Origin of the sequence: Streptomyces virginiae (genome assembly GCF_000720455.1) — a bacterium.
Lineage (GTDB): Bacteria > Actinomycetota > Actinomycetes > Streptomycetales > Streptomycetaceae > Streptomyces > Streptomyces virginiae.
Map to the genome: position 1 here is coordinate 525,067 of NZ_JOAK01000003.1, position 14,135 is coordinate 539,201.

15 protein-coding genes are annotated in these 14,135 nt (G+C 70.6%); 10 read left to right on the plus strand and 5 right to left on the minus strand.

The genetic code is table 11. The features are described 5' to 3' along the window. Positions 1-79: 79 nt before the first annotated feature. From IG86_RS0107770 to IG86_RS39755, 3 genes are all read right to left on the minus strand, one after another. Entirely contained in the window at positions 80-436 is a 357-nt protein-coding gene (locus IG86_RS0107770) for an ArsR/SmtB family transcription factor (protein WP_030817872.1), read from the minus strand. 198 nt (positions 437-634) lie between these two features. Continuing rightward, positions 635-1,009, minus strand: a complete 375-nt coding sequence (locus IG86_RS0107775; RefSeq protein WP_030817869.1) for a hypothetical protein — start codon at positions 1,007-1,009, stop codon at positions 635-637. A gap of 447 nt (positions 1,010-1,456) precedes the next feature. Then, complete coding sequence (locus tag IG86_RS39755; protein WP_159042568.1) at positions 1,457-3,085, minus strand: sigma-70 family RNA polymerase sigma factor; 1,629 nt, start codon at positions 3,083-3,085, stop codon at positions 1,457-1,459. 325 nt (positions 3,086-3,410) lie between these two features. Here IG86_RS39755 and IG86_RS39760 point away from each other — a divergent pair, with 325 nt between their 5' ends. The 6 genes from IG86_RS39760 (at position 3,411) to IG86_RS0107810 (ending at position 9,073) form a co-directional block, all read left to right on the plus strand. Beyond that, on the plus strand, positions 3,411-3,779 hold the full coding sequence (locus IG86_RS39760) for a calcium-binding protein (RefSeq protein ID WP_030895789.1): 369 nt from the start codon (positions 3,411-3,413) through the stop codon (positions 3,777-3,779). Positions 3,780-3,800: 21 nt separating this feature from the next. After that, positions 3,801-5,252 (plus strand): RNB domain-containing ribonuclease, encoded by a 1,452-nt coding sequence (locus IG86_RS0107790; protein ID WP_037941999.1) that lies wholly within the window; start codon positions 3,801-3,803, stop codon positions 5,250-5,252. A gap of 159 nt (positions 5,253-5,411) precedes the next feature. Beyond that, positions 5,412-5,900 (plus strand): hypothetical protein, encoded by a 489-nt coding sequence (locus tag IG86_RS0107795; protein WP_234316123.1) that lies wholly within the window; start codon positions 5,412-5,414, stop codon positions 5,898-5,900. Positions 5,901-5,986: 86 nt separating this feature from the next. Continuing rightward, positions 5,987-6,505 carry a hypothetical protein gene (locus IG86_RS0107800; protein ID WP_030817858.1) on the plus strand — a complete coding sequence of 173 codons (519 nt, stop codon included), beginning with the start codon at positions 5,987-5,989 and terminating at the stop codon, positions 6,503-6,505. 471 nt (positions 6,506-6,976) lie between these two features. Further along, entirely contained in the window at positions 6,977-7,906 is a 930-nt protein-coding gene (locus IG86_RS0107805; RefSeq protein ID WP_030895796.1) for a class I SAM-dependent methyltransferase, read from the plus strand. Between the two features lie 513 nt (positions 7,907-8,419). Beyond that, positions 8,420-9,073 (plus strand): DinB family protein, encoded by a 654-nt coding sequence (locus IG86_RS0107810; RefSeq protein WP_244305802.1) that lies wholly within the window; start codon positions 8,420-8,422, stop codon positions 9,071-9,073. 42 nt (positions 9,074-9,115) lie between these two features. Here IG86_RS0107810 and IG86_RS39765 read toward each other — a convergent pair whose 3' ends face one another. Then, complete coding sequence (locus IG86_RS39765; RefSeq protein ID WP_157854785.1) at positions 9,116-9,859, minus strand: pentapeptide repeat-containing protein; 744 nt, start codon at positions 9,857-9,859, stop codon at positions 9,116-9,118. A gap of 191 nt (positions 9,860-10,050) precedes the next feature. Between IG86_RS39765 and IG86_RS0107820 the strand changes: the two genes are divergently transcribed. The 4 genes from IG86_RS0107820 (at position 10,051) to IG86_RS42900 (ending at position 13,614) form a co-directional block, all read left to right on the plus strand. Beyond that, on the plus strand, positions 10,051-11,913 hold the full coding sequence (locus IG86_RS0107820) for a hypothetical protein (protein WP_030895803.1): 1,863 nt from the start codon (positions 10,051-10,053) through the stop codon (positions 11,911-11,913). 208 nt (positions 11,914-12,121) lie between these two features. Then, positions 12,122-12,493 (plus strand): peptidase inhibitor family I36 protein, encoded by a 372-nt coding sequence (locus tag IG86_RS0107825; protein ID WP_078848339.1) that lies wholly within the window; start codon positions 12,122-12,124, stop codon positions 12,491-12,493. Between the two features lie 109 nt (positions 12,494-12,602). Next, positions 12,603-13,289, plus strand: coding sequence for a hypothetical protein (locus IG86_RS0107830; protein ID WP_208864246.1), 687 nt, complete (start codon positions 12,603-12,605; stop codon positions 13,287-13,289). Between the two features lie 115 nt (positions 13,290-13,404). After that, positions 13,405-13,614, plus strand: a complete 210-nt coding sequence (locus tag IG86_RS42900; protein WP_157854786.1) for a hypothetical protein — start codon at positions 13,405-13,407, stop codon at positions 13,612-13,614. A gap of 49 nt (positions 13,615-13,663) precedes the next feature. On the opposite strand, the gene IG86_RS0107835 is transcribed toward IG86_RS42900, so the two are convergent. After that, the gene (locus IG86_RS0107835) at positions 13,664-14,071 is read right to left on the minus strand and encodes a hypothetical protein (protein WP_030895808.1); all 408 of its coding nucleotides are present in this window, start codon (positions 14,069-14,071) and stop codon (positions 13,664-13,666) included. Positions 14,072-14,135: the final 64 nt, after the last annotated feature.

Consider the following 14,135-nt stretch of genomic DNA (forward strand, 5'->3'; position numbering starts at 1 on the left):
AGGGCTGACCGCTGCCAGAGCCGGCACCCCGCGCCGCCCGGGGCCCTTTCGAGGTGCCCCGGCGGCGCGCACGGCCGGTCTACAGCGGGGGACCCGTGTGGACCGAGGTGTCGGCGTCGCGGAGTTCGGCGAGCAGCTCGCTCTGTCCGACCAGCAGCTCGGTGAGGATGCGCCGTGCGGCTCGCAGGAGTTCCGCCACGTCGCCACCGGCGAGGGCGTAACTGACCGTCGAGCCGTCGCGTATGGAGATCACGATGCCGGATCGGCGCAGTACCGCGAGTTGTTGGGAGAGATTGGACGGTTCGATCTCGATCTCGTTCAGCAGCTCGCGCACGGGTACGGGGCCGTTCTGGAGGAGTTCGAGAACACGGATCCGGACGGGGTGTCCGAGCATCCGGAAGAACTCCGCCTTGGCCTGGTACAGCGGGACCTGCATGTGGCAACGCTCCTACCCGGTTTCTGACCAATGGACGGGGACGGCGCCCGTTGTCGCCGCGCCCGCCCCCGGTGACCATGACCAGCCATTCTCCTGTACCCCGGCCCCGCCCCACTCTTCGGTGACCACATTCGGATGTGGCGAGTTGAAGATTTCTTCAACTCATGGGCAAAAAAAGAGTCGGGGTACAGGAGGCGGCTAAAGTTCCAGGTCCGCTTCGATGCGCTTGAGCTGGTGCCGGGCCATCGCCAGGTTCGACTTGGCCTTGTCGAGAACGATGTACAGGAACAGGCCGTTGCCTCCGCGCCCCTTGAGCAGCCGGATGAGGTGGTACTGGCTGCCGAGGGTGATCAGTACGTCCTCGATGTCCTCCTTGATGCCCAGCATCTCCATGGTGCGGGCCTTCGCCCGGATCACATCGGTGTTCCCGGCGGCGGCGACCGTCAGGTCCAGCTCCTTGCTACCCCCCAGGGTGCCGAGGGCCATGCCACTCGTGTAGTCGACCAGCGCCGCTCCCACGCTCCCCTCGATCGAGGTCATCGCCTCTTTCAGGGACGTTTCCACGTTCACCATCGTTGCAGCCTCCTCGTTGCTTCACGCCCCTGACCGGCTTCCCATCTCCGGCCGGGATTGGACGGGAGGGACGCTACGCGCCGAACGCCGGGGACGTGGCGAACATCAGGTATTCGGGCAGGATATGGACCTCCATCCGCTAGAGTGCGAGCCCGCGATCACCCGACTGCCCGAAAACGCCCGGCAGTCGGCGCCGCACCAGAGGGCCCCTCGCGAGCCGAGTACGAGGCCGCAGGAGCGGATCCGCGCAGCTCAGCCCCCACCGGCACGCCGAAGGCGAGCCCCTTCAGACCCAACTGTCGCACTCACAACACTGGTTGCAGGCTTTGGCCGACAGCCACCGGTCGGCCGGCTCCCGGGAGCACCGGCGCCCTACGTCCGCCGGGCGCGCGGAAGGGATGCGGCCCGAGAGGGAGCCGAGGCGCTTGGGGCCGGACCGCGCGGGAGTCACCTCAGGGCGAAGACCAGGTTGGCGGAGTTGTAGTAGTTGGGCAGGTGCACCATCTCCGATCCCGGTCGCGGCGGGTCGGCCTTCGGCCAGTTCCGCGGGCCCAGCAGATGGTCGGCGTAGTCGCTCCGGGGGACTTTCGGCACGAACCAGACGCGGTAGGTGCCCGGTTGCGCGTCCGGCTCGAACCGCCAGAGCTGCGCCTGCCGGTCCGCGCCGGTCCGGCAGGCGCGAAGGGTGACCTCGGCGACGTTCCCGCCGCCGGTCGTTCCGTCGAGGCAGGTTCCGGTCCCCGTGTTGCGGAGCTGGTAGGTGTTCTGACGGGCCGGCAGCCGCTCCCATCCCTGGCTGGCCTTTCCGGTGCACTTCTCGAGCTGCAACGGGCCGTCGGAACCGGGGCCGCCAAGGCCGACGCACAGCCCCGAGGCCACGTTGACCAGGGCGGAGCCGGTGGGATCCGTCGACGGCGACGCGGAGGTCGGCACGGCCGGGGCCGGGGCCGAGGCGGTGGAGGCGGAGGGGAGCGGTGGTGTGGCAGGGGCGGTGGCGAAGGCCGCCGACCCGATGGCCATGATCGGCGTGGCTTCCGGGAGCGGGCCGCCCGGGGCCGCGGACGTTCCGGCGGGAGCCGCGACCCGGACGGACCCGTTGCTCTCGGAGTCGGCCGGCAACAGGGCGACCACGGTGGCCGCCGTTCCCGCCACCGCTGCCGCAGCGGCCCATTTCACGGCGCCGGCCTTGGCTCCGGCGAGCTGCGCGTTCAGTGCGCCCGAGGCGAGATGCGTGCCGCCGCCACCGAGGGCCGACAGGAACGAGGCGGGGTTCCACAGCAGGATTCCGCCCAGCAGCAGCACGCCCAGACGGCTGTTGACATCGCGCAGGTCGCGCTCGGCCCGTGCGCAGCCGTCGCACCCCTGGAGGTGGCGGCCCAGGTCCCGGGTGAGGCGCGTTCCCGGTCGGCGCAGCCTGGCGGCGATCTGCCCCCCGTAATGCCTGCACTCCTCGCTCGCGGCCTGGTCCAGGTGTGCGCGCAAGTACGCCTCCCGCAAGCCTTCCCGGGCACGCGCGACCAGCGAGGCGACGCCCGAAGCCGATATCCCGAGACGTGCTGCGGTCTCTGCCGCCGGCTCGTGTTCGACGACGGCATGCCACAGCACGGCCTGCCAGCGCTCCGGCAGCGACCGGTAGGCCCGCAGGACCAGCGACCCCTCCTCTGCCGCGAAGACGGCGTCCGCGGCGTCCTCACCGTCCGAGAGGAGGGCGGCCCATTCCTCGAAGTCGTCGGAGAGCCGCGTACGGGCGGCATCCCGCGCCCATGTGGCCGCCAGACGGCGCACGCAGGTCAACAGGTACGGCCGCCAGGCGTATTCGGGTCCGGCACCCCAGGCGATGGCTCGGTAGGTCCGGGCGAACGCCTCGGCGGCGAGGTCCTGGGCGGTGGAGGCGTCCCGGCAGCACGTGCGGGCGTAGGCGAGCACCGAGGGGTGGTGACGGGCGAACACCTCGTCCATGACATCGCTGACCGCCGCCGCATCGGAGTCCGAGGCCTGCCCGCGCATCAGGGCACAGAGTTCCCCGTCGCTGAGGTCTCGGAGATGCTGCTGGCGGGTGGTACCAGGTGTACTCAACACGTGCTCCCGTGTGGCTTGCCGATGCCCCGGGCCTCGGTCCCCGGGCACATCCGTCATGAGGGTGCGACGCTGCGCCCGACCGGAATTCGCGCAAGTGTGCACGCTCGTACGGCCGCAGGCAAACGACAGGCGCAAAAGTTGAGCGTTTCGCTCCGGATCCATGGACGCGAGCAGCCCGGCGACCGGGTGCGATGGTCACCACCTGGGATGATGTCCGTCCGAGGGTGCCGGAGAGATGGGGTCCGGTTGAACGGATGAGGGCGGCGCGGGGTCGTCGTTCGTGACCCCTCTGGGCGCCACACGGAGTGCCACTCCCGCCACCGTGGCCACCGCGAGCGTCACCATCACCTACACCGTGCCGCGCGTGGCCGTGACCTGTGGCACCAGCCCCGTCGTCCTGCAGGCCCAGGGCTTCAACGTCATCACCGGCAACGACCGGAGCAACATCCTGGTCGGTACCGCCGGGCGGGACGCGATCTTCGGGCTGGGCGGCAGCGACGTCATCGACGGCCGCGGCGGCGACGACCTGCTGTGCGGGGGCGACGGCAGCGACGTCCTGCAGGGCGCCGCCGGCAACGACGACCTCTTCGGAGAGAACGGCAGCGACGCCCTGGACGGCGGTGCCGGCACCAGGCCGCATGGGGAGCCGGTTGCTCCGCCGCCCGGACCCGCTCGCCGCGCCGGTCCGTGACCGGCGCCCTACGCTCGGGGCATGCGACGCCGCCCGATGCACATGTCCGACGAGGCCCTGGACGCCCTGGGCCCCGCGCTGGTGGAACTCCGTGCGGAGCTGAAGATCCCTCTGGCCTTCCCCAAGCGCGTACTCAAAGCGGCCGACAAGGCAGTGGCCGAAACGCAACTGCACCACGAGGACGCCACCCACCTGCCGTTCTTCACGATCGACCCGTCGACCTCCAAAGACCTCGACCAGGCCATGCACCTGGAGCGCCGGGCCGGCGGCGGCTTCCGCGTGTACTACGCCATCGCCGACGTGGCCGCGTTCGTCAGGTCCGGCAGCCCCCTGGACGCCGAAGCGCATGACCGGATCGAGACCCTCTACTTCCCCGACCTCAAGGTGCCCCTGCACCCGCCCGTGCTCTCCGAGGACGCGGTCAGCCTGCTGCCGGGCAAGCCCCGCCCGGCCCTCCTGTGGCAGCACGACCTCGACGCCGCCGGCAACGTGACCGAATCGTCCGTGAGCCGGGCCATGGTGTGCAGCCGGGCCAAACTCAGCTACCAGTACGTCCAGCAGGCCATCGACAACGGCACGGCCGAGGAGTCCCTCACGCTGCTGCGCGAGATCGGCGAACTGCTTGAGGCCGTCGAGATCAAGCGCGGGGGCATCTCGGTGAACCTGCCGGATCAGGAGGTCACCTTCCAAGACGGAGCGTTCCGCCTGAGCTACGTGACGATGCTGCCGGTGGAGGGCTGGAACGAGCAGATCTCCCTCATGACCGGAATGGCCGCGGCCCAGATCATGATCGACAGCGGTACGGGCATCCTGCGGACCCAGAAGAAGCAGTCCGACCAGGTGGTCGGTCGCCTCCACGAGATCGCCAAGTGCCTGGGCATCGACTGGGACCTCGGCGTCCCGTACGCCACGCTGGTCCGCACGCTCGATCCGACGAAGCACGAGCACATGGCCTTCCTCACCGAGGCCACCACCGCGATGCCCAGGGCGGAGTACACCGTCTTCCGCGACCACCAGACGCCGGAACACACCAAGCACGAGACGATCGCGGCCCCGTACGCCCACTGCACGGCTCCGCTGCGCCGCCTGGTCGACCGGTACACCGGTGAGCTGTGCGTGGCGGCGTGCGCGGACAAGCCCCCGCCCAAGTGGGTGCTCGACGCCCTGCACTGCCTGCCGTGCGACATGGCACGGGCGAAGGGAGGTGTCGCGGACCGGCAGACCGTGGACCTGGCCGAGGCCATGGCGCTCAGGCACCGCGAGGGCGAGGTGTTCGACGCTGCGGTCATCGACACCGACGCGGAGCGGAACGATCCCCTCTCGGGCAAGGTGTACCTGGCCGAACCCGCAGTCCTGGCCAAGATCACCTCGACCAACGGCGAAAAGCTCCGGCTCGGAGCGAGGGTCAGGGCCAGGCTCAAGCGGGCGGACCCCTCGTCGGACGACGACAAGGTCCTCTTCAACGTGCCCTGAGGGTGTTGCGGAACGCTTCACCCGAGACCGGCCCGGCCCGACGCGGCACCGTCCCTTTCTTCGTGGAAGTCGACACCGACGGTTCGTGACCAGTTCCCGGCGGCCACGGGCGGGTCGAGGAGAGGGCGACGCCTGCGGCAGAATCACGCTGTGACGTCCATGGGGGTCCTGGCCGAGCTGGAAGCCGGCATGGCAGAACTGTCCACGCCGATGCGCGTGTACGTGGCGGCTGGACGCTTCACTGATCCGGAAGCCGACCTGCCGGAGCTCGCGGCCCAGGTCCGCGCACTGCTGGCCACGATGGCGGGGGACGCGGCCTGGCGGCGCTTCCTGCCCGGGTACACCCCGCTGTCCGTCCCTGAGATCTGCGCCTGTCTGGAACCGGTGGAGACGCACCGGGCCGCCTCCTTCCTGGCCCAGGTCGCGGCCGTCGACCTGGTCTGGCCGAGCCACCGGCACCAGCCCGTCGACAGCGCCGAGCGCGCGGCTGCCCGAGTGGTCTCCCTGCTGGGGCCCGAGGCCAGCTGGTGGACCAACCACGACGTCGACTGCGGCGCAGTGAACGGGCTCACCCCACTGTTCGACAGCCTGCTCGCGGGCACGGACGGTGAGCACTTCGCACTGGCCCTGCAGATCGCCGACGACTGAGCGCCACGGACGTCCCGCAAGGCGGTGCCTGCCTCCACGGCGAACCCGCCCCCCGGTGTGTCGTACCCCGCTTCTATGCTCCTTCGATGACGTCCTACGAAGGCACCCACCCAACCGTCGTCGTCGAGGTGGGCGACCTGAACGCGCACATCGACGAGCAGCTCGCGTCCACGATCGAGGCGATCTGGGAGTGCGGGTTCGACACTTTCACCTGCTGCCAGGACATCGGTGAGAGCAACGCGGACTGGCCCGAGAAGCTGCCGCACATGGCGGAATGGGTGGAGTCCCGGCGCGGCTGGATGCTCATCGACTTCCCCGTCGACAGCGGCCTCGCCTTCATGTCGGCCGTTGCGAACGCGGGTCCGCGGGACGCCTTCTACGTCCGGATGACGCACTGGGCGGCTCCGGACGCCTGGGACGTCACCGTCAAGCCGATCGACTGGGCCATGCACGAGGACACCGTGCCCTCGCAGTTCCGACTGCACCTGCTCCAGGTGAGCTTCCCGGCGTACGATCTGCCGGAACTGACCCGCCGCCTTCGCGAGCATGCCGCCGGACGATCGGTGCCGCCCGCTCGCGCCGACTGGAGCACCGTCGGCCGCTGACTCGGGGCCGACTGGCGGCCGGCGCCGTTGTCCGTCGCCATCGTGGCCGCCGGCGGCACGGCGTTCACCGACCACGGGCTGTGGTTCCGCGCGGCGCGGGACGCGGGGGAGATGTGTCGTGGGGGCGGCCCCGCCCGCACGCGGACACCGGCCCGGGCCGCGCCGAGCACGGGCCTCGTGTCGCCAGGGCTGCGCTGGCGCGGGGAGGCGCCAGGAGCGGTCGCTGCGCCTGCTGAAGGCGGTACGAGGCGTCGTACCCGCCGGCGACCGCCGCGCGGGCCCGGCCCGTCCGCAACGCCGCCGTCGAGCGGCCGCCGCTGGCCCGACTCCGGGCGCACGGGGTGCCCCGGACAGGAATCACAGTCAATTCCGCTCACATCTCGTCACACGTCCGCCCAGGGCTTAGGGTTCCGTTACCCGGCCGGGTATCAGCGTGAAAATCGATGCCACTCCGCTGGAGGATGACTCTCCGTGTCGCACGTTTCACAAGCTTCCGTCACCACCCCAGACGGTGAGCCGACCCCGCTCGTCCCCACCACGTACGGCGAGGTCAAAGGATGGTTCTCGGCGTACGACCAGGTGCTCTTCGACTGGTTCCTGACACGTCAGAACAGTGGTGAGGGGCAGCCGGGCGACCTGCTGGAGCTCGGCGCCTTCATGGGGAAGAGCGCGATCTTCCTCGGACGGTACCTCCGGCCCGGGGAGGAGTTCACCGTCTGCGACCTCTTCGACTCGCCCGCGACGGACGACTTCAACGTCGCGGAGAACCGCAGCTCCTACCCCACGCTCACGCGGCGCGGCTTCGAGACGAACTACCTGGCCTTCCACGAGGCGCTGCCGACACTGATCCAAGCCCCCACCTCGGTCGTCGCCGACCGGGTGAAGCCGACGAGCTGCCGATTCGTGCACGTCGACGCCTCACACCTCTACGAGCACGTCGTCACGGACATCGCGTCCTCGCGCCTCGTCGCGACCCCGGATGCCGTGGTGGTCTTCGACGACTACCGCTCCGAACACTGCCCCGGTGTCGCAGCCGCCGTCTGGACCGCCGTGGTCACGGGCGGACTGCACCCCATCTGCGTCTCGGCCTCGAAGCTCTACGCGACCTGGGGCGACCCGGAGCCCCACCAGGCGGCACTGCGCGCATGGCTGGAGGAGCGCACCGACCTCTGGCACGGAGTGGACGTGATCGACGGCCGCCCCATGGTGCGCATCGGTGACCAGGGCGTGGTCGCGCCGGAACCCCCGCAGCCGCTGCACCCCGCGCCGCAGCCGGAACCGGCACCCGCTCCCGCCGCCGCGCGCAGGCCCGGAGCCCGCTGGCGCAAGCTGGCCAAGGACCTGCTCCCGCCCGTGATCACCCGCGCGATCGTCGCCCGCAACCGCCGCCGCAGGGGCTGAGCCCGCGCCCCCGGACCGCATCCGGTCCGGGGGCCGGCACGCCGTATGCGCGTCAGACGCCCCGACGCCCCGACGCACCCGGACCGGGGTCGCGCTGCGCCGTCCGGGGGAGCATCCGCGAGCGCGGCGGCGCTCAGTCGCCTCCGCCGCCACCGCAGGAGGAGCCTCCGCCGCAGGACGCATCGTTCCCGCAGGAGAAGCTGACACCGTCGTTCTTCCACGATCGCGACCGCTGTCGACGCTGCGCCGGCCGGCCACCGAATGCGCCGCCGCGCCAGGCCTGGAAGAGCCCCCATGCGAGACCGATCCCCAGGACCACCAGGAATTCCATTTCCACTCCCCCCGTTCCTTCCATTGTCACCCATGTGGATGAGCCGGGGCTCGGACGACACGGCACCTGGCGCAGGTCGCCGGCCTCCGAGACGAGGCACGGGCCGCCCCCGCTCTACCGGTCGTTGCGGACCACGTAGGGGATCTTGAGGCCGCGGGCAGCCCATGGCAGGCTCGTGCCGCATGATCGATGAATTCGCGAAGGACAACCTGCACGGGAGACTGCGGCGGGACCGCGAGGCGCTGCTGTGGAAACTCGACGGCTTGTCCGACTACGACGCCCGCCGGCCTTTGACAGCGACCGGGACCAACCTCCTCGGCCTGGTCAAGCACGTGGCCACCGTCGAGGCCAGGTACTTCGGCGAGGTCTTCGACCGCCCTTCCCCGGAGCCGCTGCCCCGGTGGCAGGACGCCGACGGCAGCGATCTGTGGGCGACCGAGGACGAGACCCTCGACCAGATCATCGGGTTCTACCGGCGCACGTGGGAACACTCGGACGCGACGATCAGCGAGCTTCCCCTCGACGCCCCCGGCCACGTGCCGTGGTGGCCGGAGCCTCATGCCGACACGAACCTGTTCGCCGTCGTGGTCCATGTCCTCGGCGAGTCCGTCCGGCATGCCGGGCACGCCGACATCCTGCGCGAGGGCCTCGACGGCCGGACCGGGCTGCGTCCCGAACACGAGCAGCAGATCGACGAGGAAGCCCGTGCGGCGCACTGCGCGAAGATCGAGCAAGCCGCCAGGGCGGCCACACCCGTCTCGGAACAGAGCGACCTGAAGGTCGAGGGCGACCGGCCGGTGTTCGAGCAGCTGATCGCCTGGGAGCGCGAGGAGTAGCCAGGGCGTACCGCCGGCGGGCGGCCTCGATGCCCTTGGTCTTCAGCGGAGCTCTTTGCTGCCGTCCCACAGTGTGCAGTTCGGAGCTTGCTGGCCTCCCTTGAATCCGTCCTGCATGTCCTCCTGCGGGCCCAGCATCTTTCCGGTCGCCTCGTCCCAGAATTTCTGCACGACGACGTGAGCCAGCATCTTGGTCGGCATGCCCTTCGGCCAACAGGTGTACGCGTTCACCTTGGTGCCCTGGAACGAGGTACCGGCACCGTCCAACTCGGCATGAGTGAGGTTCGCGCTGTGCAGCGATGCGCCTTCGAGGTCTGCCCCGAGCAGCGTGGCCTCGTAGAGGTTGGCGCCGATCAGTTCTGCCCCTTGAAGCGAAACTCCTTTGATGTTCGCTCCTCTGAGGTCGGACTCCCTGAACCTGAGATCCTTCAGATCGGTTTTGCGCAGGTCGGCGTCGTGCAGATCCTTGCCACTGAAGTTGATGCCTTTGATGCTCCGGCCGTCAGGAGTGAACCCTGGTATTGATTGGGCGATTTCGATGTTCGCCCTCCACGTCGCGTACTTCTGTGACTCGCCGATGGTCTGTTCCAGGAACAAGGCCGACAGTCCGATGACGATGCCGGTGACAAGGCCTCCACCGATACCCGCGAGTACTTCTATGCGGGGTTCGGACTCCGGTTCTCGGACGGCCATCTTCCAGGCGAAGACCGCTCCTGCGGCGCCGAGGCTCCCGAGAGCGAGCAACACGCCGATCAGAACCCATGACCACGGGCCTGTGTTGGGCACGGGGACCATCCCCAGAACTGGGATCAGGCGAAGAACGCCTCTCTTCCTCTCTACTGCTGATGGACGCTGATCGCAACTCTCCGTACAGCAGGGCGGAATCACCGGGTTCCTGACGCTCACCCCGCTCGCCGCCCGTTGTCAGTGGTGATCGGTACGGTCGGCAGACTTGATCACCGAGGAGCGCCCCCACCATGAGATCTCCGGCCGAACTGGACCATGTCCCGTGGCACGACCTGACCCACGCCTACGGCCCGGCCGCGGACGTGCCCGAACTGATCAGGGCGCTCTACGCGGACGACGACGACACGGTCGAAGAGGCCATCTACGAGCTCTACGGCAACATCCACCACCAGGGCACCGTCTATCCGGCCTCCGCGCCCGCCGTCCCCTTCCTCGCCCACGCCGTGCTCCACGCCCCCGGCAGACGCGACGAGGTGCTGATGCTGCTCGCCGTGCTCGCCGACCACGACCCGGAGGACACCGAGTCGCCGCACTGGTCCGGCAGTTCGGTCGCCGCGATCTGCGCCGAGCTGGCCCGGGTGCTCCCGGACCTGCTGCCCTGCCTGGGGGACCCCGAGCGCGCGGTGCGCAGGGCGGCGCTCCGCGTGGTCGCCGCCGTGGCCGGGCTGCTGCCGGCCGAGTGGCGGGCCACGGCGGAACACCGGGTCGAGGAGCTGTACACCACCGATCCCCTCGCGGTGGTACGGGCGGACGCCCTGGTGGTCCTGACCCGGTTCGGCCGCGAAGTCGAGGCGTACGACAGCCCGTTCGCCGAGGTCAGGCTGGCCGCGGCCATGCTCGCCGCCGAGCGCTCCGGGCCGCCGTACGAGAAACGGCTGGTGGACGTCCTCGCCGAGGACGGGGCCGAACCCGATCCAGGGACCGACGACTTCCCCTGGACGGGCACCTGGTCATCGGACGAGCACCTCACCCGCCTCCTCACCCGCGACGTGGACGCCGGCCTCACCGTGGCCGCCCGCTGGATCGAAGCCGGTGACACCGGTTCGCGCGGATCCTGGCTCGGCGCCCAGATCCTGCAGACCTGGCGCGACCGGGAGCCCGAGGTACTGGACCTGGCGCTCGCCGCCCTGCCGCACCAGCGGGACGCCCGCGGCACGGCCCGGTGCCTCACCACCATCAGCGAGTGGATCGAGCGCCTGCCCGCCCCCGGCGCCGAGCTGAGGGACACGCTGCACCGCTACGCCCGCACGGAGGAGGAGACGGCCGCACCCGCGCTCCTCGCCCTGGTGCGCTCGCGTGACCCCCGCGCCCTGGAACTGGTCCTGCGCAACCCCGGCCCGGAGACGCTCAGAGCGGCCGCCACGGCCTTTCCCGAGGCCGCCGACCGGCTGGTTCCCCTCGTACGCCGCGCACTCGCCGACGGGGCCACGGGCAACGAGGCCATCGCACTGATCGATGCCCTGGCGCAGTTCGGCACCGCCGCGCGCCCGGCACAGCCGGAGCTCCTCGACTGCCTGCGCACCCGGCGCGCGGCCGTCGTGGCCGCCCGCCAGATCGGCCGGGGCGGCGTCGTGACGCCGGAGACCATCTCCCTGCTGGACGAGGCCGTGCGGAGCAGCGACCCCTCGCTCAGCGCTGCGGCGGCTCTCGCGCACCACGGTCTGACCGGTGAGGCGGATCCGGCACTGCGCGTCTTCGAGGGCCTGCTGTCGGCGCAGGGCCCGGTTCACTGGCACCTCGGCAGCCTCCAGCCGCTCGGCAGCGCCGCCGCCCCGCTGCTGCCGCTCATCGAGCCGCTGCTGACGGCCCGGTACGAGTGGACCCGGATGGCGGCCGCCGAGGCCCACCACAAGGTCACCGGCTCCCCGGAGCGTGCCGTCCCGGTCCTCGCCGCGCTGGTCGGGAGCACCCCGGTCGGGCTGTGCGCCCTCAGGGCCCTCGCCGCGATCGGCCAGGTCCCCGAGGAACTCCGGCCCACCCTCCGCTCCTTCGCCTTCTCGCCGCTGCGCCTGCTCCCCGCCGTCCCCTTCGCCGAGGTCCACCCGGACGAGGAACTGCGCGCTCTGGCCCGGAGCCTGCTCTCGCTCGCCTGAGCCGCCCCGCGCGCCACGGCCGCGGCGAACGACGTGCGATCAGCGTGGGCGGGAGGTGGGATGGAGGTGTGCAGCGCGTCAGTCCCTCACCAGCCGGGAGGCGAGTCCTGTGACCAGGTGTCCCGAAGCCGTCGGGGCGCGGACGAGAACGCTGAGTGCCGTCGGTGCCCTGTGCCTCCTGCTGGCCTCCGCCCCCACGGCTACGGCCATGCCCACGGCAACGGCACGGGCCGGCTCCGGAGGCCTCGCCGCCCCCGCCCCGCCCTGCGATCCGGGATGGCTGTGCGGATGGACCGGCCCCGCCTACACGGGTGTGGCGAGCCTGGCCGCGCAGGACATGCCCCGGTATCCAGAGACGACCGCCTACGTCGGCTTCAACGATGCCGCGTCGGTGTGGAACGCGGCCGGGCCGAGGAGTGCGAACGGTGTACGCGGGGGCCGCTGCGTCACCGTGTACAACAAGCCCGACTACGGCGGATCGAGGCTGACCGTGCGGCCGGGCCACGGGATCCCGCAGCTCCCGGCGTCCTTCGGCCACGTACGCTCCAGCCGCTTCCACACGTGCCGGGCGACGGGGTGACCGATATCCTGAATCCTGATGTCGTCTCCCGGGGGCTCTCCTCACGAAGGGCAGCACGATGCACCGGCAGACCAACCGGCACCGGCGTCTTCTGCTTCTCGCGGCACCGTTGCTCGCATCCGCCGTCGGCCTCACGCCCGCCTTCGCCGCCCAGGCACGCCCGGCCCGACCGGGAACCGCACCTGCGGCAGCCGCGTGCGAGCTGCTCGTGGGCGGAGGCGGCAAGCCGGGTGGCGACGCGCGCTACAAGCTCCACCTCGGCGGCTTCCCCGCGAACCAGGCCGTCCGGGTCGACGGACCGAAGACGTCCTTCCGGGCCACCGTGAACGGCAAGGGCCAACTGGACCGGCAGGGCGTGCGCCACGGCGCGTACACCGTCACGTACAAGGCCGCCGGGTCCCGGCAGGACGTACGCGTCAGGTGCGCCGCGGTGCCCGCCGACAAGACGGGCAGCGGCAAGCAGGGCGTGAAGGTGAGCAAGGTCGAGGTGGTCGTCCTGACCCCGCCCGGGACCGTCATCGACTGCGCCAAACCGACCACGGCGGAGTTCGACGGCAAGATCACGGCCACGGGGCCGGGGAAGGTCCGCTTCCACTGGACGTTCGCCGGCTCCAAGCCGGTCTCACCCGGCTCGGCCGACTTCGCGGCAGACACCACCACACAGGCCCTGCTGCACGTGGCCGACGTACCGGCCCGGCCGAACGCCGCGACCGTGAGCGTCTACGTCACCCTGCACCTGCCCGACCAGAAGATGAGCGCGCGGAGCGGGCCCGTGACGTTCACCTGCCAGAAGTGAAGTGCGCCAAGGAGACGCGCCCTCGCATCACTTACCGTGTTTAATCAGACGGATATTGGAAACGCTGAGTAGCCACAAGGTGTAAAGGTCAAGGCGAAAGGCGGGATTCATGTCCGTGAGCATTGCAGTCATCCTCGTCGTGGTGGCGGCGGTCATCGCTGTGATCGCGCTCGTCCCGGCGGTGGCACCCGCGCAACCCGACCAGACCGCAGGCCGAGCCGGTGACGAGGACCCACGCAGGACCGGCCCGGGGCGGCCCCCTGCCCGCCGACTGCGCAACATCCCACCGCAGCAGAGCCGGGAACACCGGCGAAGCTTCGGCTGATCCGTGGCCCGTCCGGCCTGCCCGGCCCGTTCGGCCGGGCAGGCCGCGCTCACGGGGTGGCGCGAAAGGCCGTGCCGGCAGGCCGCGTTGACAGCGACTGGTGCAGGGCCAGCACGCTCAGGGCGAACATCACGACGCCCAGCGGGACATGGAGTCCCGGCATGCGCGCGATGCCGAGGACCACTTGCAGCGAGGCGAGTGCGAGGAATCCGGACGCGTGCAGGATCGGCCGCGGCGATCCGCCGCCCGGCCGCCACGCCAGTACCGCAGCGAGCACGTACAGCATCGACGCGCCGTACATCACCCGCGCCCCGACACCGTGCAGCACCTCGCCGTAGGACGTGGACAGCAACAGCCCGGCGGTGACCGCCTGGAAGAGCAGGGCCAAGGTCTGCAAGCCGATCGCGATCTGCTGGAACGTGAACCTGCCGGGTGCTGTCGTCGTCTGCACGGCCATGATGCGGTCCCCTCTTCTGCCTTGCGGCTGTGGATCATTGGTGTCCGACGATCCGACGACGCAG